At 38.8% G+C, this 21,049-nt stretch carries 21 protein-coding genes; 15 read left to right on the top strand and 6 right to left on the bottom strand.

The features are described from left to right. Positions 1–151: 151 nt before the first annotated feature. Complete coding sequence (gene plsB, locus JP36_RS02700) at positions 152–2,575, bottom strand: glycerol-3-phosphate 1-O-acyltransferase PlsB (protein WP_039171708.1); 2,424 nt, start codon at positions 2,573–2,575, stop codon at positions 152–154. A 189-nt stretch (positions 2,576–2,764) separates the two neighbouring features. Between plsB and lexA the strand changes: the two genes are divergently transcribed. The 10 genes from lexA (at position 2,765) to manA (ending at position 11,862) form a co-directional block, all read left to right on the top strand. Next, complete coding sequence (gene lexA, locus JP36_RS02705) at positions 2,765–3,400, top strand: transcriptional repressor LexA (protein WP_197494809.1); 636 nt, start codon at positions 2,765–2,767, stop codon at positions 3,398–3,400. A 349-nt stretch (positions 3,401–3,749) separates the two neighbouring features. Continuing rightward, positions 3,750–5,540 carry a fumarate reductase (quinol) flavoprotein subunit gene (frdA, locus tag JP36_RS02710; RefSeq protein ID WP_039134758.1) on the top strand — a complete coding sequence of 597 codons (1,791 nt, stop codon included), beginning with the start codon at positions 3,750–3,752 and terminating at the stop codon, positions 5,538–5,540. Continuing rightward, positions 5,540–6,313, top strand: a complete 774-nt coding sequence (locus JP36_RS02715) for a succinate dehydrogenase/fumarate reductase iron-sulfur subunit (protein ID WP_021461006.1) — start codon at positions 5,540–5,542, stop codon at positions 6,311–6,313. Before frdA ends, JP36_RS02715 begins: the two co-directional genes overlap by 1 nt. A 12-nt stretch (positions 6,314–6,325) precedes the next feature. Continuing rightward, positions 6,326–6,721 carry a fumarate reductase subunit FrdC gene (gene frdC, locus JP36_RS02720; RefSeq protein ID WP_039096571.1) on the top strand — a complete coding sequence of 132 codons (396 nt, stop codon included), beginning with the start codon at positions 6,326–6,328 and terminating at the stop codon, positions 6,719–6,721. A gap of 10 nt (positions 6,722–6,731) precedes the next feature. Next, a complete protein-coding gene (gene frdD, locus JP36_RS02725) occupies positions 6,732–7,076 on the top strand; it encodes a fumarate reductase subunit FrdD (RefSeq protein WP_039096573.1) in 345 nt (114 codons plus the stop codon). Between the two features lie 311 nt (positions 7,077–7,387). After that, the gene (gene manX, locus JP36_RS02730; RefSeq protein WP_039171710.1) at positions 7,388–8,389 is read left to right on the top strand and encodes a PTS mannose transporter subunit IIAB; all 1,002 of its coding nucleotides are present in this window, start codon (positions 7,388–7,390) and stop codon (positions 8,387–8,389) included. A 22-nt stretch (positions 8,390–8,411) separates the two neighbouring features. Beyond that, entirely contained in the window at positions 8,412–9,215 is an 804-nt protein-coding gene (locus tag JP36_RS02735; RefSeq protein WP_039084074.1) for a PTS mannose/fructose/sorbose transporter subunit IIC, read from the top strand. A 14-nt stretch (positions 9,216–9,229) separates the two neighbouring features. Continuing rightward, positions 9,230–10,066, top strand: a complete 837-nt coding sequence (locus tag JP36_RS02740; RefSeq protein WP_026210958.1) for a PTS mannose transporter subunit IID — start codon at positions 9,230–9,232, stop codon at positions 10,064–10,066. Positions 10,067–10,176: 110 nt separating this feature from the next. Further along, positions 10,177–10,662: a YobD family protein gene (locus tag JP36_RS02745; RefSeq protein WP_039171714.1), complete on the top strand. Its 486-nt coding sequence runs from the start codon at positions 10,177–10,179 to the stop codon at positions 10,660–10,662. 3 nt (positions 10,663–10,665) lie between these two features. Further along, the gene (gene manA, locus JP36_RS02750; RefSeq protein WP_039171716.1) at positions 10,666–11,862 is read left to right on the top strand and encodes a mannose-6-phosphate isomerase, class I; all 1,197 of its coding nucleotides are present in this window, start codon (positions 10,666–10,668) and stop codon (positions 11,860–11,862) included. A gap of 62 nt (positions 11,863–11,924) precedes the next feature. On the opposite strand, the gene JP36_RS02755 is transcribed toward manA, so the two are convergent. Next, the gene (locus JP36_RS02755) at positions 11,925–13,124 is read right to left on the bottom strand and encodes a low temperature requirement protein A (protein ID WP_039171719.1); all 1,200 of its coding nucleotides are present in this window, start codon (positions 13,122–13,124) and stop codon (positions 11,925–11,927) included. Positions 13,125–13,127: 3 nt separating this feature from the next. Continuing rightward, the gene (locus tag JP36_RS02760) at positions 13,128–13,487 is read right to left on the bottom strand and encodes a winged helix-turn-helix transcriptional regulator (protein WP_039171722.1); all 360 of its coding nucleotides are present in this window, start codon (positions 13,485–13,487) and stop codon (positions 13,128–13,130) included. A 239-nt stretch (positions 13,488–13,726) separates the two neighbouring features. On the opposite strand from JP36_RS02760, the gene JP36_RS02765 reads away from it, so the two are divergent. From JP36_RS02765 to JP36_RS02775, 3 genes are read left to right on the top strand one after another with little or no spacing between them, the layout of a single operon-like run. Further along, complete coding sequence (locus JP36_RS02765) at positions 13,727–13,957, top strand: DUF896 domain-containing protein (protein WP_039171724.1); 231 nt, start codon at positions 13,727–13,729, stop codon at positions 13,955–13,957. 30 nt (positions 13,958–13,987) lie between these two features. Next, complete coding sequence (locus tag JP36_RS02770) at positions 13,988–14,860, top strand: pirin family protein (protein WP_209434466.1); 873 nt, start codon at positions 13,988–13,990, stop codon at positions 14,858–14,860. Positions 14,861–14,906: 46 nt separating this feature from the next. Continuing rightward, entirely contained in the window at positions 14,907–15,467 is a 561-nt protein-coding gene (locus JP36_RS02775) for a hemerythrin domain-containing protein (RefSeq protein WP_039171726.1), read from the top strand. A gap of 45 nt (positions 15,468–15,512) precedes the next feature. Here the strand turns inward: JP36_RS02775 and JP36_RS02780 are convergent, their stop codons facing one another. Together JP36_RS02780 and JP36_RS02785 are read right to left on the bottom strand one after the other, a co-directional pair. Beyond that, positions 15,513–15,857, bottom strand: a complete 345-nt coding sequence (locus tag JP36_RS02780) for a DMT family protein (protein WP_039171727.1) — start codon at positions 15,855–15,857, stop codon at positions 15,513–15,515. Positions 15,858–15,977: 120 nt separating this feature from the next. Then, on the bottom strand, positions 15,978–17,345 hold the full coding sequence (locus JP36_RS02785; protein ID WP_039171730.1) for a GntP family permease: 1,368 nt from the start codon (positions 17,343–17,345) through the stop codon (positions 15,978–15,980). A 339-nt stretch (positions 17,346–17,684) separates the two neighbouring features. Here JP36_RS02785 and JP36_RS02790 point away from each other — a divergent pair, with 339 nt between their 5' ends. Both JP36_RS02790 and edd read left to right on the top strand, forming a co-directional pair. After that, positions 17,685–18,212, top strand: coding sequence for a gluconokinase (locus JP36_RS02790; protein ID WP_039171732.1), 528 nt, complete (start codon positions 17,685–17,687; stop codon positions 18,210–18,212). Positions 18,213–18,222: 10 nt separating this feature from the next. Then, on the top strand, positions 18,223–20,022 hold the full coding sequence (gene edd, locus JP36_RS02795) for a phosphogluconate dehydratase (RefSeq protein WP_039171734.1): 1,800 nt from the start codon (positions 18,223–18,225) through the stop codon (positions 20,020–20,022). A 55-nt stretch (positions 20,023–20,077) separates the two neighbouring features. Here edd and JP36_RS02800 read toward each other — a convergent pair whose 3' ends face one another. Then, a complete protein-coding gene (locus JP36_RS02800) occupies positions 20,078–20,995 on the bottom strand; it encodes an EamA family transporter (protein WP_039171737.1) in 918 nt (305 codons plus the stop codon). Positions 20,996–21,049: the final 54 nt, after the last annotated feature.

Consider the following 21,049-nt stretch of genomic DNA (forward strand, 5'->3'; position numbering starts at 1 on the left):
CTACTATGCCTTATTTTGTTGAATTGAAAAGTGATAGAGTCTAAATGTTAATAGTTTGGTGAAAAATTAAGTTAGAGAAATAAATGCAGAATAAGAATATAAAAAATCAGCCTACTTTTATATAGCAGGCTGATCTAATTTATAAAAACGACTATTTCTCGATAGCACCTTGAATAGTAATATCAATTTCTAGTGAAATTATTTTGTGTAAAATAGAAAGTAACTGATCCAATTTCTCATTATTAACATTACCCTCTGTATCAAAATATCCGTTCTGTTTTAATCCATTAATAAAAGCAGAAAATACTGCTTTATCAAAGAATTCCGGCGCATTGATACCGTGTAGTACAGATAAACGTTGAGCAATGGATTGACTCTCTTTTTCTAATTCTGTTCTAGTTTTATTTGGCTCAGCTTTAAGCAGGCTTAATGTAATAAAGTAACGTTGTAAAATTTCACGTACACCAGCGGCTAGAAGCTGCAATGAACGCCCGCGTTTTTTATTAATAGTCAAAATATTTTCGTGGCGTTTTAAGATTTCTTGTCGGCATAATTCATCAATAATCGATAATAAATATTTCTGCAATCTCTCTTCAGGAATATTTAAGAATAGTTCATTTGCCAAGAATGGATAGAATTTTTTTACTGCCTCTAAGACAAGATTTAATTCTATCGCTTCGTGATGTAATACTAAGCTGGCAATAAATGAAGGCAACACAAATAAATGTTGAATATTATTACGGTAATATGTCATCAAAACAGCAGAGTTGCGCTCTAGTCGAACTATTTCACCAAAATTATCTTTTTCAATTAAAATACCAACACGATCTAAATTTAAAACGTGTTGTAATATTGTTTCACCTGTTTCATTAGGCAAAATAATATCGTCATCGTAACAGGTATTACGTAATAATTGTAAACAGGAATCGATTTGTTCAATTAATAATTCTTTGGATAAAGCTCGTTGGCGTGAAGAAAGTAAGATAGAAACTGTCAAATTCATCGCATTTACTGCAGCTGCGCGATTAATATTAACCATTACTTGATTAGAAACGCGAGAAACTGCATCATTAAACCATTCTGGACGATTTTTATCATCTGCATTATGGCTACGCCAATCAGGATAGTACTGGTTTAAATAATTGTTGAGCGTAATCGGCTCGGCAAAATTCACATAACCTTTACCGAGATTGCGTAATTTCTTGATAACGCGCAACACTAATCCGGCATTTTCTTTTTCTTTCTCAGCACCACGAAGCTCTTTTGCGTAAGTGTCAACTTCGAGTACGTGTTCATAACCGATATAAACTGGTACGATTGAGATTGGTCGTGTTTGTTGGCCGCTTTGCAATGCTTGTAATGTCATTGACATCATCCCAGTTTTGGGGGCTAATAAACGTCCGGTACGAGAACGCCCACCTTCAATAAAAAACTCAACGGAATAACCACGATGGAATAATTCTGCCAAATATTCTCTAAAAATAGTGGAATAAAGACGATTGCCTTTGAATGTTCGACGAATAAAAAATGCACCCCAGCTACGGAATATTGAGCCTACAGGCCAGAAATTTAAATTAATGCCGGCAGCAATATGTGGTGGTACTAAACCTTGATGATAGAGTACATAGGAGAGTAATAAATAGTCGATATGGCTACGATGGCAAGGGACATAAACAATTTCGTGTCCTTCTAAAGCCAGTTTTCGTACACGATCTGCGTGTTCAACATTAATTCCTTGATAAAGGCGATTCCATAACCAACGCAAGAAACGATCAGCTACGCGTAAGCTGCTGTAATTAAAGTTGGAGGCGATTTCCTGTAGAATTTTTTCAGCTTCCTGACGAGCTTTCTCGGGTGAAATTTTCTTATTTTCTGCTTCGTCTGCAATTGCCTTTATAATCTTTTCATTGCTTAGTAATTTAGCAAACATAGCGGAACGATTTAGTAAACGTGGACCGGTAGCGGAAATGCGCTGTTTTGAGAAATGGATACGAGCAACCCGCGCTAATTTTTGTGCCATTTTTTGATCGGAACCGAAATTATTCACCATATAACGTAAAGAGACCGCTTGTGAAAAACGAACAAAATTATCACGACCAAACCATAAAATTGTTGCAAACTTTTCGATACCGTTAAGCAAACGCAGTTTCGGTAAACCGGATTTATCTTCATAGCCGGGTGAGCGTCCCCATAGCACAGAAACTGGAATTAATTGCACGTCAAGATCTGCTAAATTGCGGTGCTGTTCTAGATATTGAGAAAAAATTTGTTCTGTTTCTTTTTTTACTGTTTTTGATTTAAAGAAACGACGTCCCTCATCGAGAAAAACATAGCGAGGCAATTGTTTTCCATTAATTTCATTCATCTCTAATGGATCAGGCAAACCTAAAGAAAGACAGTTTTTCTGAAAAATAAGTAAGTCTGTTTGAGAAGTGTAGGGAAGAACATAAATTAGGGGTTCATTAATATTGAGATGTAATTCTTCGATTGGATTATTGGGGATTGAATTACTCTTGACCAAAATAGATAGTGGCAAGCTTAATAATTTTCGATAAAAATTAAGAAAAAAAGCCATTTGAATTCCTTTATTTTGATTTTTAATAAAAAACGGCGTAAGTGTAGCATAAATTTATTATTAAAAGTGAGCGTCAGATCAAGCAATGCATAAAAGAACGGTGCTTGATAAATTACTTTGCAATCAGAGAGAGGCTGTATATAATGACAGGTAATACTGTATAAAAGCACAGAGAATGAGATTATGGCGATAAAAAGTAATAAAGCACTGACAGCACGTCAACAACAGGTTTTTGATTTTGTAAAACAGCATTTAGAACAAACAGGAATGCCACCGACTCGTGCGGAAATAGCTAAGCAGCTTGGTTTCCGTTCTGCCAATGCGGCGGAAGAGCATTTAAAAGCTTTAGCCAGAAAAGGTGTTATTGAAATAGTATCTGGCACTTCACGTGGAATAAGATTAATTGGTGAGGTGGAATCGGCAAACGATGAACAGGAGGGGTTGCCATTGGTTGGGCGAGTGGCTGCCGGAGAGCCAATTTTGGCAGAAGAGCATATTGAAGCGATGTATCAGGTAGATGTGAATATGTTTAAGCCGAAAGCAGACTTTTTGTTGAAAGTGCAAGGAATGTCGATGAAAGATATTGGAATTTTAGACGGCGATTTATTAGCTGTACACAGCACAAAGGATGTGAGAAATGGGCAAGTGGTTGTTGCACGTATCGGTGAAAATGTAACGGTAAAACGCTTTGAACGTAAGGGGAATATGCTTTATCTACATCCGGAAAATAGCGAACTTTCTCCAATTGTAGTCGATCTCAGCCAAGAAAATGTAGAAATTGAGGGTATTGCAGTTGGTATTATTCGTAATAATGCTTGGATGTAGCTGTAAAAGAGTATTCGGGCGACAAAATTGTCGCCTTCTTCGTTAATTTCTCGTACTATAAAACAGTTTTTTATTTCAAAAATGTTAATATTTTGTGTTTTGTTCATTGAATAAATTTTCAGAAAACAAAATCTTTCCTATTTTTTATTCTGTTTAAATCTTGTTCTAACAACAGTTTCTTTGTATACCTCATAATTGTTGTCCAGCTACATAACTTTTTTGAGGTAGATCACGAAACTGACTTTTTTTATTAAAAATCTGTAAAAAAATAATTACCTACCGACCAAATAATGGCACAATAATGGCACTTTTTACTTCTATTCTAAATAACGTAACCTTGGAGGATATCGTGCAGACTGTTAATGTCGATATTGCAATTGTTGGTGCCGGTGGTGGTGGCTTGCGTTCAGCAATCGCAGCCGCAGAAGCAAACCCTAACCTTAAAATTGCTCTAATTTCAAAAGTTTATCCAATGCGTAGTCATACTGTTGCTGCTGAAGGTGGTGCTGCGGCAGTTATTAAAGATGAAGACTCATATGATAAACATTTTCATGACACTGTTGCTGGTGGTGACTGGCTTTGTGAGCAGGATGTAGTGGAATATTTCGTAGAGCATTCTCCAATTGAAATGACACAGTTGGAACGTTGGGGATGCCCTTGGAGTCGTCGTCCGGATGGTGATGTGAATGTACGTCGTTTCGGTGGTATGAAAATCGAAAGAACTTGGTTCGCAGCCGATAAAACCGGTTTCCACTTACTTCACACTTTATTCCAAACTTCTATTCAATTCCCTCAAATTCAGCGTTTTGATGAGCATTTTGTGCTTGATATTCTTGTTGATGATGGTCACGCACGCGGTGTCGTTGCAATGAATATGATGGAAGGCACAATGGTTCAAATCAATGCCAATGCAGTCATTATCGCAACTGGTGGTGGTTGCCGTGCATTCCGCTTTAATACTAATGGCGGTATTGTAACAGGTGATGGTCTTTCTATGGCTTATCGTCACGGTGTGCCGTTACGTGATATGGAATTTGTTCAATATCATCCTACTGGATTACCTAATACCGGTATTTTGATGACTGAAGGTTGCCGTGGTGAAGGTGGTATCTTGGTCAATAAAGATGGCTATCGTTATTTGCAGGATTATGGCCTAGGTCCTGAAACCCCAATCGGAAAACCTCAAAATAAATATATGGAACTTGGTCCTCGTGATAAAGTTTCACAAGCATTCTGGCAAGAGTTGCAAAAAGGTAACACTTTGAAGACCGCAAAAGGCGTTGATGTGGTTCACCTTGATTTAAGACATCTTGGTGAAAAATACTTACACGAACGTCTACCGTTTATTTGTGAGTTAGCACAAGCATATGAAGGTGTTGATCCGGTTAAAGCGCCTATTCCTGTACGTCCAGTTGTTCACTATACAATGGGTGGTATTGAAGTTGATCCTCAATGTGAAACTCGTATTAAAGGTTTATTTGCTGTGGGTGAATGTGCTTCTTCTGGTTTGCACGGTGCTAACCGTTTAGGTTCTAACTCACTTGCTGAATTGCTTGTATTAGGACGTGTTGCTGGCGAACAAGCTGCTCAACGTGCGGTTGAAGCGAAACCAGCAAATCAATCTGTAATTGATGCGCAAGCACAGGATGTGATTAAACGTCTTGATGCCTTGTTAGATCAGGAAGGTACAGAATCTTGGTCTGCAATTCGTGATGAAATGGGTAACTCTATGGAAGAGGGTTGCGGTATTTATCGTACACAAGATAGTATGCAAAAAACTGTAGATAAAATCCAAGAGTTGAAAGAACGTTATAAACGTATCCGTGTTGCTGACCGTTCAAGCGTATATAACACTGATGTGCTTTATACTATTGAATTAGGTTATATCCTTGATGTAGCACAATCTATCGCTTGTTCAGCACTTGATCGTAAAGAATCTCGTGGTGCTCACCAACGTTTAGACTATACAGAACGTGATGATGTGAATTACTTGAAACATACGCTTGCATTCTATAAAGAGGGTGGAGTGCCGACTATTGAATACAGCGATGTGAAGATTACTAAATCGCAACCAGCAAAACGTGTTTACGGTGCGGAAGCAGAAGCCGCAGAAAAAGCAGCAAAAGAAGGGGCAAAATAATGGCGAACGCATTACAAACAATGACGGTTGAAATTCTACGTTATAATCCGGAAGTAGATAACGAACCGCATTTAAAATCTTATCAGGTTCCATATGATAGCCAAACCTCATTACTTGATGCGTTGGGTTATATTAAAGATAAACTTGATCCGGATCTTTCTTATCGTTGGTCTTGCCGTATGGCGATCTGTGGCTCTTGTGGAATGATGGTAAATGGTCGTCCTAGCTTGGCGTGTAAGACTTTCTTGCGTGATTTTAGTGGTCATATGCGTATTGAACCATTGGCGAATTTCCCAATTGAACGCGATCTTGTTGTTGATTTGAGCCATTTCATCGAAAGCCTTGAATCAATTAAGCCATATATCATTGGCAACAAAGCTCCGGAGTTGAAGAATGTTCCACAACCTTCTTCAGAATTGGCGAAGTCAAGAACAAAACAAACTCCGGCAGAATTGGAAAAATATCGTACATTCTCAATGTGTATTAACTGTGGTTTATGCTATGCAGCGTGTCCGCAATTTGGCTTGAACCCTGAATTCGTTGGTCCGGGTGCGATTACATTGGCTCACCGTTATAACTTAGATAACCGTGACCACGGTAAAGAAGAACGTATGAAGATCCTTAATGGTAAAAATGGGGTTTGGAGTTGTACTTTCGTTGGTTATTGCTCAGAAGTGTGTCCAAAACACGTTGGTCCTGCTTCGGCGGTTAACCAAGGTAAAATTGAAAGTGCGAAAGACTACGTTTTTGCAATGTTAAAAATGCAAAAATAAGGAGAAAGTAGAATGACAACAGTAGCAACAAGTAAACGCAAAAAGTATGTGCGTGAAGTCAAAGCGACTTGGTGGAAAAAGTTAGACTTTTACAAATTCTATGTCTTGCGTGAAAGTACATCAGTACCAACCATTTGGTTCTGTTTAGAATTATTCTACGGTTTGACTTGTTTAGGTAACGGTACTTTTGATAGTAATTTTGTAAACTTCTTACAAAATCCGGTGGTAGTTATTCTGAATATTATAACTCTTGGTGCAGTGTTACTTAACACATTCACATTCTTTAATATGGCTCCGCAAATGATGAATATCATTGTGAATAATGAACGTATTAATGTGAAAATGGTTACCAGAGTTTTCTGGGCAATTACCTTAGTAGTAAGCATTATTGCTTTAATTTTAGTATAGGGAACAGAAAATGAACAAAGAAACTCCAAAACGTTCAAACGAACCTGTCGTTTGGTTACTGTTCGGTGCAGGTGGTGCAATTAGTGCGGTATTTTTTCCTGTATTAGTCCTCATTTTAGGTTTTCTACTCCCATTTGGATTAGTTTCACCGGACAATATTGTTGCATTTGCACATACTTGGATTGGTAAATTGGCAATTTTAGTATTGTTAATTTTTCCAACTTGGTGCGGTATTCACCGTATCCATTTAGGGTTGCACGATTTTAAAGTGCATATTCCTGCAGGCGGAGTGATTTTCTACGGATTAGCAGTACTTTATTCTGTATTGACTATTTTTGCAGTGATTTCACTATAATCGGCTTTTAGTAAAAAATCTCCTGTTCCGGAAGGGCAGGAGATTTTTTTATGGCTTTAAAAAAACTCTTTTTGATATTTATTTTACCATTTTAAATAAATTTAATTCACAAAGGAGAAACATCCTTTTTACATCTTCGGGTAAAAAAATGATATTGAACAAAAGTCTATAAAATAAGGCAATAAATTCTAATCTTTTTCTCAATTTTGTGATCTGTGTTATATCTCTTTTAGCAAAATTTCTTTAAAATTGCCGACGTTTTTACTCTATTTGAAATTTTATCTATTCATTAAATTAAATAAGGAGCTCCTATGAGTATTGCTATTATCATAGCAACGCATGGTGTCGCAGCCGAGCAATTACTTCGTACAACAGAGATGTTGATCGGAGAGCAAGAAAATGTCGCTTTTATTGAATTTGTTCCGGGTGAGAACCAAGAAACGATCATTGGTAAATATCAGGATAAATTGGCGAATGAACTTTCTGGTTGTGATCGAGTGTTATTCCTCGTTGATACTTGGGGTGGCAGCCCGTTTAATGCAGCTAACCGTGTTGCAGACGGCAAAGACAATATGGAAGTGGTAACAGGGGTTAACGTGCCGATGTTGGTGGAAACCTTTATGGCTCGTGATGATGATCCTTCTTTGGAAGAGTTGGCAGAAATTGCTTTGGAAACTGGTCGTGGCGGTGTCCGTGCATTGAAATTGGAACAAAAACCACAACGAGAAACCAAACCTGAGCCAGCTCCAGTAGTTGCTACTCCGGCGCAATCTCAGCCTGTTGAACCAGCTCAACCACAAGTTGCAACAGCCGGTAAACATATGGCAATCGGTCTTGCACGTATTGATGACCGCTTAATTCACGGTCAAGTAGCGACTCGTTGGACAAAAGAGAGCAAAGTTAATCGTATTATCGTGGTGAATGATGAAGTTGATAAAGACGATGTTCGTAAAACAATGTTGAAACAGGCGGCACCTCCGGGAGTTAGTGCGCACGTTGTCAATGTAGCGAAAATGGTGCGTGTTTACAATAATCCTGAATATAACGATGATCGTGTAATGTTGTTGTTTACTAATCCGACCGATGCTCTCTTTTTAGTTGAGTCAGGGTTGGATATTAAATCGGTCAACATTGGTGGTATGGCTTATCGTGAAGGTAAAAAACAGATTACCAGTGCCGTTTCGGTCGATGAGAAAGATATTGCCGCATTTAAAAAGTTGGCTGATTTAAATGTTGAACTTGATGTGCGTAAAGTATCGAATGATCGTAAAGAAGATATGATCGATTTATTGAAAAAAAGCAACCTTATTTAATACTTAACTGAAGGAAAATATTATGGAACTTTCTAGTATTCAAATTATTTTGATCTTCATCATCTCCTGTATTTCAGGAATGGGATCGATCTTGGATGAGTTTCAGACTCACCGTCCGTTAATCGCTTGTACCTTAATCGGTCTAGTTTTAGGTGACATTAAAACAGGGATTATCGTTGGTGGTTCGTTGGAATTATTGGCATTAGGTTGGATGAATATCGGTGCAGCACTTGCACCGGATGCCGCTTTAGCCTCCGTTGTATCTACCATTTTAGTTATTGTTGGTGGACAAGAAATTACCACTGGGATTGCGATTGCGATTCCGCTTGCAGCTGCCGGTCAGGTATTAACCTATGTGGTGCGTGCGATTACAGTAGGTTTCCAACATCTTGCGGATAAATCTGTGAAAGATGGTAACTTAAATCGTTTAGACTGGGTTCACTGTAGTGCATTACTTCTTCAAGCGATGCGTATTGCTATCCCTGCATTGATCGTAGCATTGACAGCAGGTACAGATACTGTTCAATCTTTATTGAATGCGATTCCTCCAGTGGTTACAACTGGATTGAAAATCGCCGGCGGTATTATTGCCGTTGTCGGTTATGCAATGGTTATCAATATGATGCGTGCAGGTCATTTAATGCCATTCTTCTATGCTGGTTTCGTTGTGGCGGCATTTACTGATTTCAATTTAGTGGCATTAGGTGTACTTGGTACAATTATGGCAATTCTTTATATCCAACTTCACCCTAAATACAATCAAAGTAAGCAAGTGGTGCAAGTAGTATCAAGCGGTAATAACGATCTTGACAACAGATTAGATTAATGGGGGAAGCAGAGATGACAACAGAAACTAAAAAAGTAACCCAAAGCGATTTAAATAAAGTCGTACTCCGCTCAAATCTTTTCCAAGGATCTTGGAACTTTGAGCGTATGCAAGCGTTAGGTTTTGCATTTTCAATGGTGCCGGTGATTAAACGTTTATATCCTGATCCGAATTCTCAAGAGCGTAAAGATGCGATTAAACGTCATTTGGAATTCTTCAATACACAACCTTTCGTAGCAGCACCGGTATTAGGTGTAACTATTGCGATGGAAGAAGAACGTGCTAATGGTAAGCCGATTGAAGATTCAGCAATCAACGGGATTAAGGTTGGTTTAATGGGGCCATTGGCTGGTGTGGGTGATCCGATTTATTGGGGAACTGCACGTCCGGTATTTGCGGCATTAGGTGCTGGTTTAGCATTAAGCGGTAGTATTTTAGGGCCATTACTCTTTTTCGTATTATTTAACCTAGTTCGTTTGGCAACTCGTTACTATGGTGTAACGTATGGCTATAAAAAAGGTTTGGATGTGGTTAAAGATATGAGTGGCGGTTTATTGCAAAAATTAACCGAAGGAGCTTCTATTCTTGGTCTGTTTATTATGGGAGCGTTGGTACAGAAATGGACAACTATCAATGTGCCGCTTGTCGTTTCCACCATTACTAAACAGGATGGCACGGTTGAAGTTACCACCGTGCAATCCATTCTCGACAGCTTAATGCCGGGATTATTACCGTTGCTGTTTACCTTTGCCTGTATGTGGCTATTGCGTAACCGTGTCAATGCACTTTGGATCATTATTGGTATTTTCATTATCGGTATTATCGGGGCAGCAACCGGAATTTTAGGCTAATCGATAAAGGTGGGCAGTCGTCCACCTTATCACTATTCGGCGGAAGTGGGCTTTGCCCACTTTCTGTTTAGATAAATAATAAATTTCTGTTAGAACGGATAGAAATAGCTATGTTGATTAACGCCATATTATTCACTTTGATTATTCTCTACTTTCTGTTTGCCATTTATGATCAATTCTTAATGGAGAAACGTTACGGCAAAACGGCACTAAAAATACGGCTTCTGCGCAAACAGAAAATCGAAGGGGTGGTCATGTTGGGGCTGATTTGGTTAGCTGTTTATCAAGCAGTGCCACAAGGGCTTGAACAAATGACAATTTACCTGTTAGTGATGGTGTCAATTTTATTGATTTATCACTTTTTTGTGCGTTATCCAGTATTTTTACTAAAACAAGATGGCTTTTTTTTAAATAATATTTATATTCCCTATCAACATATTAATACGATAAATATCAGTGAAAACGGCTTTTTACAAATAGTCTTAAAAAATGATAAGGCCTTACCGGTTTACATTGAGAATGTTGATGATATTGCCGCTGTTTTACAGTTTTTAGCGCAAAGCGGCAGAATTACCCAGCCGATTGGAGGAAAATAAATTATGTTTTATCGCCTAAACGGAAAGGCACAACACTATATTTGGGGTGGAAAAACCTTTATTCCGCAATTATTACAACAACAGCCGGATCAACAAATTTATGCAGAATGGTGGCTCGGTACGCATCCAAGTGCCGTTTCCAGTATCGAAGTGAACGGACAGCAACAAGGGCTTGATCATTATATTGCTGCGCATCCGGCGGTGTTAGGTGAAAAATCGCAACAGCAATTCGGTGATAGATTGCCTTATCTATTGAAGATATTGGATGTGGTCAAACCTTTGTCTATTCAGCTGCACCCAACCAAAACAGAGGCAGAGCAGGGTTTTGCTCGAGAAAATGCACAAGGCATTGATCTCAAAGATCCGAAACGCAGTTATAAAGATGACAACCATAAACCGGAAATGATGATTGCGTTATCTGATTTTTGGTTATTACACGGCTTCAAAAGCAAAAGTGCGATTTTAAAGACCCTGTATGCACGACCGTCTTTGGTGGTTTTAGCGGAAAAATTGGAACAACAATCTTTAAAAGATTTTTATGCAGATGTAATGCAGTCCTCACAAACGCAATTAGCACAATGGTTATTGCCGATTATTCAGCATAATCAAGTGGCATATCGAAATAATGAATTAACTTTGGATAATCCAGATTATTGGTTGTTATATGCATTGAAAGCGATAGAAATTTCGGTAGATAAACTTGATGTGGGATTATTGAGTTTCTACTTATTCAATATTGTTCATCTGAAAAAAGGTGAAGGTATTTTTCAAGATGCCGGTATTCCACATGCCTATTTACGCGGGCAAAATATCGAACTAATGGCAAGTTCCGATAATGTGATTAGAGGTGGTTTAACGCCGAAATATGTTGATATTCCGGAACTGTTAAAAATTGTCGATTGCACAGAAATTGTGCCAAAGGTGATTGCAGCGGCAAGCAAAGAGAATGGTTACAGCACTTATCAAACGCCAAGCCGAGATTTTGCGTTAAGCAATATTAACTTTGCTGCCGATTATCAATGCAACTTGAAGTCGGAAAGTGCAGAAATTTTGTTGGTAATGCAAGGCGAAATCAGCTTACACAATGCGCAGCAACAACTTACCTTAACGCAAGGGCAATCTGCTTTTATTGACGCAAACACCGCTTATAGCATCTCAGGGCTAAGCAGTGGTTATGCCATTATCGCGAAATTGCCTTAAAGACTAGAAATAATGCGTGAAGCAAACTCACGCATTATTGATAACTTGGTTTGGCATTGGGATTATTGATCACCTTGTTGGTGGATAAAGATCATTATGACTGGAGCAATAACAGCAAGCCAGATTGCCCAAATAAGATCCAGTTCTAAATAAACAGCCCCTAATGCTAAGAAAGTAGCAATAATACCTAGCCAGTATCCAAACAGGTGGTAATGTCTTTGCCCACTTAAACGACGGCGGATAAAGGTAAGAGAAGTTAAATAAATAGCAATAGCTGATGTTAATGTAGCCATTGCAAATAGTGGTGACACGTGATGTTCACTTACGCTTGAGCTGTTTAGCTGTGTTACTGTATCGGCAATCAATTCTAATGCTGAACCAACAGCAGCTAAGGAGATAAAAACAAAATAATGGCCATAACCGAATAAAAATACGGTCTTAAATAGGCGTTGTCGTTCTAATAGCTGTGCAAATGGCATTTTAAAATAGAGCCACCAAAGTGAGAACATTATTGCAGAAATACCCAATCCCAGTGGCAGCGCTTCGGTAAGTAGTGAAATTTCGCTACGCAATAATGGTGTGATTGCGTTAGTAATGCCGAGTAATCCTTCGCCAAGCAGAATAATGGTTAGCAATCCATAGCGTTCGGCAATGTGGTGAGGATGCCAGCTTGTTGCTTCTTTTCGTTCAGCCCATAAAGGTACAGAGAGTTCAATTAGTATCATTATAGGAATAAGATAATAGGCATAATCAGTTAATGCAAAAACAATAATTCCCCATAAAATTTGCGTGATAATTAAACCGTAGCCGTAACGCAGGCAGGTAATTTTTCTCGTTTTGTCATTTTTGGCTGCTCTGAACCATTGATAGGCTTGAGCTAGACGCATAATAACGAAACCCCACAACATATTTTTTAATGAGCCGTTATGAAATACTTCATTAATACTGACAGCTAAAATTAACGCCCCGAACATTTGTACCATTGTTACGATGCGATAGGCGCTATCATCAGTATCATAGGCAGATGCGAACCAAGTAAAATTCATCCACGCCCACCAAACTGTGAAGAAACAAAAAGAGAAGGTTGCTATCCCTTCTAATAGATGATGTGCAGCAAGGGCGTGATGTAAACCACTTGCTGTTGCTGCAATAGCGATAACAAACACAAGATCAAAGTATAGTTCTAAAGGTGTGGCAACACGGTGATGTTGTTGATGATCACGAGCCACCATTGGTTTTATAGCAAGATAACGTTTTATCATAAATTAATTTTCCTGTTGATGAAGTTGTTGACAGGTTTTTTCATATTTGTTTCCCCATTTGTGCATTGCTTTAATCACCGGCAGTAGGGTTTGCCCAAATTCTGTCAGTGAATATTCCACTTTCGGCGGAATTTCCGGATAAACCTCACGATGCAAAATGCCGTCATTTTCCATTTCTCTCAGTTGCAATGTCAGCATTCGCTGCGTGATATTCGGAATCAATCGGCGCAATTCATTGAAACGTTGCGTCCCTTGGAAAAGGTGATACAGAATAATCACTTTCCATTTGCCACCGATAATATCTAATGTGGTATTTACCGGGCATTGTTGATGTTCGGTAATATTTTTGTCTGTCGCTTGCATTGTTTCCTCTGCTTGTCTGAAAAAAACGGCGTTATTATAGCGAAAAAATTTTATAAAAAAAGTCCATTTATTTTTCATATTAATTTTAAAAATAACAGTTTTGTTTTTGTAACTATATGAAAATTAATAAATTATTTTAATTTAAAGGTATAAAAAATGTGCGTACTTACGAAAAATAAATTAAGTTTGTATAATGCACCGCATAAATTCAAGGGATGAAATGATAAAGGAGGGTAATAATGCAAATTTCAGAATTGGATAGAATTAATCAGTTGGCACATAAAGCAAAGAATGAAGGTTTAACAGCGGATGAAATTTCAGAAAGAGAAATGTTACGCCAACGTTATTTAGAGAAAATCCGTGGACAGCTAACTAATATTTTGGCAACAGTAACGGTAGTAGATAGCGAAGGTAATGATATTACGCCACAGAAATTACGTTTAGCGCAACGCAACGGAATGATGATTTAAACAGAGAATGAAAGAATAAAGGATAGCAAAATGAGAAAAGTTAAAAATATTTATCAAGAAAATCAAGCACATTGGGTTGGTGATGGATTTTTGGTTCAACCATTATTTAGTCATATGGGAGATGATCGTGGAACAAATCCATTTTTAATGTTGGATTATGCCGCACCACAATATTATGAACCAAATAAACGTACTCCACGAGGAGTCGGACAGCACCCACATAAAGGCTTTGAAACAGTAACTATTGCTTATCAAGGAGAAGTGGAACATCGTGATTCCAGCGGTGGCGGCGGCGTGATTAAAGCCGGCGATGTGCAATGGATGACGGCCGGAGCCGGTATTATCCATCAAGAATTCCATTCTGAAGCATTTAGTCGTCAAGGCGGAATGTTTGAAATGGTACAGCTTTGGGTAAATCTGCCACGAAAGGATAAAAATGTACCGGCGCATTATCAACATCTTGCTAAAGAGAATATTCCGGTAGTGGCGTTTGCAGATAATGCAGGTTATGCACGGATTATTGCTGGAAATTTTGCAGGCATACAAGGAGCGGCTAAAACCTATACTAAGATGAATGTATGGGATATGGTGATTAATGCCGGACGTGAAGTTGAGATTGAAATACCGGAAAGCCAATCTCTCTCTATGGTGGTTTTGCGTGGTAAAGCGATCTTTAATCATAATGAGCAGGCGAGTGCCGGACAGTTAGTCAATTTTGAGAGAAGTGCCGGCAAAGTAACCATTACCGCCGCAGATGAAGAGGTGAAAATTCTGCTGTTAGCAGGGGAACCGATTGAAGAACCTGTTGTAGGTTATGGTCCGTTTGTAATGAACTCTTTTGAAGAGATTCGCCAAGCAGTGAACGATTTTAATGCCGGTAAATTCGGTCAAATTGAAAATTGATAAAATGGGTGGTTGCTAAGGCATCCGCCCTGAATAAGGAGAAAATATGATGCTTTATAAACCATCCCATCCACACAGTTTATTGCAGGATGATCAACTTTTTTTATTGCAACGCTTTCCGCAAGACAAATGGCGGATGTTGCCGAGTTTCAGCGGTGCTGCCGGTTGGTTAGGAATGCACGATAGCTTACGCTTCGGGCAAGGAATGTTGGATCATTTAGGGCGACAATATTTGGAACAAAAATTAGATTGGGAAACGTTCCGGCAACGGTTATTGCACGAAGCCTATCTGCATTATGGGCATCTGGATGGGCATCATCGTTTAGAAGATGATGAACATTTTCCTAAAATGCGTTTGCAACAACCGAAATTAGCTTCAGGATTTGATCTGTTAGAAAATGATCATCATCAGATTGCCGAACGGTTAAGTGAGGTTGATAGGGATTTGCTTCGTTTACGGCAGACGCAATTACAGCCTTCTCAACAGAAATGGGTTGAGCAGTTAATTGATAATATTAAACAGAGTGGTGAATTGCTGTATCGTCATCTTGCGGATGAAGAAGATTTGGTGATTCCGTTATTAGCTCTACAACAAGAAGCAAACTAAATAAAATAAATTATTTTATAAAAAACAGCCATTAAACGGCTGTTTTTAACTTCTGAATACAAAATAGACGCAACCTAACAGACAAAGCCCAGCCCAGATATAATCCAATTTAAATGGTTGTTTAAAGAACCAAACCAGAAACGGTACAAAAACGAGCAATGTAATCACTTCTTGTGTAATTTTCATTTGTCCGAAAGAGAAACCTTGTGCCGCGAGATAACGTGTTGCCGGAATCATAAAACTGTATTCCAGTAATGCGATAAACCAACCGAAAATTATAGCTTGCCAAATCGGTGCATTATGCAGGAATTTCAAATGGCTGTACCACGCCAATGTCATAAAACAGTTGGAAATCACTAACAGCAATAATGGGAAAATGTACGCAAACATCTTAGACCTGTGAAATTGAATATGGGAATAAGCGATGCATTTTACGCTTTTTTTGCTGACAGAAAAGTGGGCGTTAAGAAAAAAGGTTGGGCATATGCCCAACCGTAAAGGTGTGATCAGTTAGAGGAAAATGCTGGCGATAGCGACAATAGTAAAACCGATAACGCCCAACAAGGTTTCCAAAACAGTCCAAGTTTTAAAGGTGGTTTTGGTGTCCATTTCTAAGAAACGGCTGATTAACCAGAAACCGGAGTCATTAACGTGAGATAACACAGTTGCACCCGAAGCGATAGAGATCACGATAAAACAAAGATCAAATTGGCTTAATCCGGGGGTTGCGGCAATAGTTGGTGCCATAAGAGCAGCGGTAGTGGTTAATGCTACGGTTGCAGAACCTTGAGCAACGCGTAAACAGGCTGAAATTACAAATGCGGCTACAATAACAGGCAAACCGGTATTGGATAAAGTAGATGCTAACACATCGCCGATACCGCTGGCACGCAATACGCCACCGAACATACCACCAGCACCTGTTACCAATACTATTGAGCAGATTGGCCCTAATGCACTGTCGCAAAGTTTTTCAATTTGCTCCTTAGTACGTTGACCTTTTAATAACATAATAGCAACCAATAATGTGATTAATAAAGCAACAGGAGTTTTCCCTAACATTCTGAGAATTTCAACCCAAGTTTGTGAGCCATCAATTACTTTGATGGTACTTAAAGTATTTAACCCTGTATCTAAGAAAATTAAACAGAGCGGTAATAGCAAGATAAATAAAACTTTTCTAAAGCTTGGTACTTCAGAATTTACAGTTTCAGCAACCACATTTTTACTTAAAAAGGTGGTTGGTAATGCAACGTGAATACGTTTACCGATAAATTGGGAATAGAGATAAGCACCGATATACCAAGTTGGGATAGCAGTAAGCAAACCAATAATCACTAATAGCCCCATATTTACACCAAGTAACTCACCGGAAGCTACCGGACCTGGATGTGGTGGTAGAAAAGCGTGCATTACAGCAAAAGCGCCGGCTGCAGGAAAAGCATATTTTAAAGTAGAATCACCAAAGCGTTTTGCCACACTAAAAATAATTGGCAACATTACAACTAATCCGGCATCGAAAAAGATTGGAAAACCGAAAAGCAGTGATGTTACGCCTAGCGCTAATGGTGCGCGTTTTTCGCCGAAAATTTTGATTAAGGTATCTGCTAGTACTTTTGCACCACCGGTGATTTCTAATAAACGACCAATCATTGCACCTAAACCTACCAATAGAGCGACAGAGGCTAAGGTGTTACCGAAACCACTCAGCATTGTCGGAACGATTTTGGTATAAGGCGTACCGGTAACAAGTGCAGTTAAGAGACTGACCAATGTTAAGGACACAAAAGCGTGAACTTTAAAACGTATAATTAAAACTAATAAAGCAATAATTGCACCAAGTGCAATTAAAAGCAGCGTAGTTGCATCGTGAGCCATAGAATTCTCCCTAAAAAAAAGATTAAACATTTTAATTATTTTATATGTTACCGATAACAATAAAATTGTAAAAACAATTTTTCCTAAAATGAGATCTAGATCTCATTTTTTGGCATAATTTCGTTTTTTAGAATATAAAATAATCAATATAAATGGTTTTTAATAAAAAATGACTTAAATCAAAGAAAAATAATTTCAGTTATTGACGAAATAGGTAATATAGATTTAATCTTTAATTGTTACCGATAACATTTAATTCTAAATTTTATAGTGTATTTGGGGTAAGTGGTTATCGTAGATGGATTTTAGTAAGAATTGATTGTTTCTAGGGGAATGAAAATGACAGCACAAAAAGGAAAAAGTTTTATCTTAATGGGGGTTTCGAGTACAGGAAAAACAAGTATTGGTACGGCAATTAGTCAGCAATTAGGACTGAAATTAATTGATGGAGATGATCTACATCCACGTGCCAATATCATCAAAATGCGCGATGGACACCCTTTGAATGATGAAGATCGCGCTCCTTGGTTGGAGCGTATTCGAGATGCTGCATTCAGTCTGGAACAAAAATCTGAACGAGGCATTATTATCTGTTCAGCTTTGAAGAAGAAATATCGCGATCAAATCCGACAGGGCAATGAAGATGTGAAATTTATTTTTCTGGAGGGTGATTTTGATTTAGTGCTGTCCAGAATGAAACAACGGCAAGGGCATTATATGAAAGTCGATATGTTGAAGAGCCAATTTGCTACGTTAGAAACGCCACAAGCCGATGAAACGGATGTGATTCACATTGATATTAATGCACCTTTTGAACAGGTAGTAGATCGTTGTGTTACTGCTATTAAGCCATTTTTAGCTGAATAGGTGGTGCAGTATGAATTCTGTTATTGCTCAAGTAACTAAACGAATTGTGGAACGCAGTCGACACACACGAGAACGTTATTTAGCCCGTATTGAACATCAGTTGCAACGAGGAAAAAGTCGCTCCCATCTTAGTTGTGGTAATTTAGCACATACAGTAGCAACCTGCTGTCCAGCACAGAAACAGACAATTTTGGATTTTACAAAAATCAATGTGGGAATTGTTTCTGCTTATAATGATATGTTGAGTGCGCATTCGCCTTATCTTGAGTATCCAACACAAATCAAACAGATATTAGAACAAATGGGACATTCTGCTCAGGTAGCAGCAGGTGTGCCAGCAATGTGTGACGGTATTACGCAAGGACAGGAGGGAATGGATCTTTCATTGTTTTCTCGAGATCTAATTGCTCAAAGTACAGTGATAGGTTTAAGTCATAATACTTTCGATGCCACATTGTTATTAGGTATTTGCGATAAAATTGCACCGGGACAATTAATGGGGGCATTGTCTTATGGTCATTTGCCGACAGCATTTGTGCCGACTGGCCCAATGACAACTGGAATATCAAATAAGGAAAAAGTTGCTATTCGTCAGCAGTATGCAGCTGGAAAGTTAGGTAAAGAAGCGTTACAACAGATGGAAAATGCAGCTTATCATAGCAACGGAACTTGTACGTTTTACGGTACGGCAAATACTAATCAGCTTGTGTTTGAAGCGATGGGATTAATGTTGCCGGGGGCTGCATTTGTGCCAGTGAATAGTCCGATTCGTCCATTGTTAACAGAAATGGCTAGCCGTCATATGGTGAAGATTAGCCAAAACGGTACGGATTTTAGACCATTAGCGAAAGTTTTAGATGAGAAAAGTTTGGTCAATGGTTTAGTGGCATTATTGGCTTCGGGCGGAAGTACAAATCATACAATGCATATGATTGCTGTAGCGAAGGCGGCAGGTTTTATTCTGAATTGGGATGATTTTTCTGATTTGTCTAATGCTGTACCATTATTGGCGAAGATTTACCCAAATGGACCAGCAGATGTAAACCAATTCCATCAAGCAGGTGGTGTGCCGTTATTGCTGAAACTTCTGGCAGAACAGGGATTATTACATTTAGATGCTACACCGATTTATGGTTCAATGCAGGATTATTTTACTATGCCGACCTTACAACAAGGAAAACTGGTTTATCAGGCGGTGGATCAGACTTTAGATAAGAATGTGATTGCGGAGCAAGGCAAAGCATTCAGTGCACACGGCGGATTAAAAGTGGTTGCCGGTAATCTGGGACGAGGTGTGATTAAAATCAGTGCAGTGCAACCGGAAAAACGCCGATTAACCGCACCGGCAATGGTGTTTGAGTCACAACAGGATGTGGTGAACGCTTATCAACAAGGGAAATTGACGCAAGATGCAGTGATTGTGGTGCGTAACAGCGGGCCGGCGGCAAGAGGAATGCCGGAATTGCACCAGTTGATGCCGATTTTAGGCAATTTAATGGAGCAAGGGTTAAAAGTCGCATTGGTGACGGATGGGCGTTTATCCGGCGCTTCCGGGAAAGTACCTTCGATCATTCATTTAACGCCGGAATCCGTGAAAGGTGGGCCGTTAGCCTATGTGCAAAATGGCGATTTATTGGAAATTGATGCGGAACAGGGCATTTTAAACTGTTTAAGCGATTTAAGTGAACGCCAAACCGTGACGGTTGATCTCAGTGAAGAATACCAATATTCCGGACGGGAGTTGTTTAAACTGTTCAGACAAAACATCAGCTCGGCGGAAGAGGGGGCGACCATTTTCAATGATATGTAAGTCGCAAGGACGTAAACATTGAGGAGGTTGGTAGCGATACCAACCTCTCTTTTTTTTAATGTCTAAAATGGTGATGGCGACCGCCGAAGAAACGTAAAATTTCTTTCCCTGAAACGGTTAAGACAATCGCAGAAAGGATCGCGATGATGCCGAATAAAATCCGCACAGTCATCTGTTCGTGGAATACTAAAACGCCGACTAGTAGCGCCGTAATCGGTTCCAATGCGCCGATAATGGAAGCGGTGGTTGAACCGATCATTTGAATAGACTGATTCATCAACACCAAAGAAAGCACGGTCGGAACAATCGCTAAACCAATGATATTAATAAAAAATTGTGACGAATTATTCACTTGCAAATGTGTACCGAAATCCAAGCGGAGGAAAAACACCAATGCACTGAAAAGCAGGCCGTAAAAAGTTAATTTAATGATTGGCAGATTATGCAAAGGTGATTTTTCAACAGCAATAATGTAAATGGCATAAGTTAAGGCTGAAATAAAGACAAGTAAAACGCCAAACGGGTTAAGACTGGTGCCGTCATCGCCTTGGTATAACATAGAAACGCCAAAAATGACCAAAGTAATGGCGAGCATCGTGATTAAATTGATACGTTCTTTGAAGAACATAATCATCATCACTGCCACTAATAATGGATAGATAAATAAAATAGTTGATGCAATACCGGCTTCAATCAATTGATAACTCATAAAGAGAGCAAGTGATGAAATGGCAAACATTACACCAACGAAAATAACAGAAACCAATTCTACTTTAGTGAGTGAAAAAGATATTTTTTGTTGCCGCATAATAAATGCAAGGATCAAGCTGGCAACACTAAAACGATAGAATAATACGGAGTCGGGAGATAACCCTAATTCATATAAAGGCAGTGTAAATAAAGGGTTTAATCCATAAAAGCTGGCACCGATACAACCAAAGATAAACCCTTTAGAAACAAGTTTTGAGATCATTTTTAAACACACATAAATTAGAATGCGCGTATTATAGACCTTTTATTTTTTGCG

The sequence above is a fragment of the Gallibacterium genomosp. 1 genome, assembly GCF_000771875.1.
Classification (GTDB): Bacteria; Pseudomonadota; Gammaproteobacteria; order Enterobacterales; family Pasteurellaceae; genus Gallibacterium.

Coding starts and splice junctions, on each gene's coding strand:
- plsB (WP_039171708.1), bottom strand. CDS start 2,575: ATGGCTTTTTTTCTTAATTTTTATCGAAAATTATTAAGCTTGCCACTA.
- JP36_RS02715 (WP_021461006.1), top strand. CDS start 5,540: ATGGCGAACGCATTACAAACAATGACGGTTGAAATTCTACGTTATAAT.
- frdC (WP_039096571.1), top strand. CDS start 6,326: ATGACAACAGTAGCAACAAGTAAACGCAAAAAGTATGTGCGTGAAGTC.
- frdD (WP_039096573.1), top strand. CDS start 6,732: ATGAACAAAGAAACTCCAAAACGTTCAAACGAACCTGTCGTTTGGTTA.
- manX (WP_039171710.1), top strand. CDS start 7,388: ATGAGTATTGCTATTATCATAGCAACGCATGGTGTCGCAGCCGAGCAA.
- JP36_RS02735 (WP_039084074.1), top strand. CDS start 8,412: ATGGAACTTTCTAGTATTCAAATTATTTTGATCTTCATCATCTCCTGT.
- JP36_RS02740 (WP_026210958.1), top strand. CDS start 9,230: ATGACAACAGAAACTAAAAAAGTAACCCAAAGCGATTTAAATAAAGTC.
- JP36_RS02745 (WP_039171714.1), top strand. CDS start 10,177: ATGTTGATTAACGCCATATTATTCACTTTGATTATTCTCTACTTTCTG.
- manA (WP_039171716.1), top strand. CDS start 10,666: ATGTTTTATCGCCTAAACGGAAAGGCACAACACTATATTTGGGGTGGA.
- JP36_RS02755 (WP_039171719.1), bottom strand. CDS start 13,124: ATGATAAAACGTTATCTTGCTATAAAACCAATGGTGGCTCGTGATCAT.
- JP36_RS02760 (WP_039171722.1), bottom strand. CDS start 13,487: ATGCAAGCGACAGACAAAAATATTACCGAACATCAACAATGCCCGGTA.
- JP36_RS02765 (WP_039171724.1), top strand. CDS start 13,727: ATGCAAATTTCAGAATTGGATAGAATTAATCAGTTGGCACATAAAGCA.
- JP36_RS02770 (WP_209434466.1), top strand. CDS start 13,988: ATGAGAAAAGTTAAAAATATTTATCAAGAAAATCAAGCACATTGGGTT.
- JP36_RS02775 (WP_039171726.1), top strand. CDS start 14,907: ATGATGCTTTATAAACCATCCCATCCACACAGTTTATTGCAGGATGAT.
- JP36_RS02780 (WP_039171727.1), bottom strand. CDS start 15,857: ATGTTTGCGTACATTTTCCCATTATTGCTGTTAGTGATTTCCAACTGT.
- JP36_RS02785 (WP_039171730.1), bottom strand. CDS start 17,345: ATGGCTCACGATGCAACTACGCTGCTTTTAATTGCACTTGGTGCAATT.
- JP36_RS02790 (WP_039171732.1), top strand. CDS start 17,685: ATGACAGCACAAAAAGGAAAAAGTTTTATCTTAATGGGGGTTTCGAGT.
- edd (WP_039171734.1), top strand. CDS start 18,223: ATGAATTCTGTTATTGCTCAAGTAACTAAACGAATTGTGGAACGCAGT.
- JP36_RS02800 (WP_039171737.1), bottom strand. CDS start 20,995: ATGATCTCAAAACTTGTTTCTAAAGGGTTTATCTTTGGTTGTATCGGT.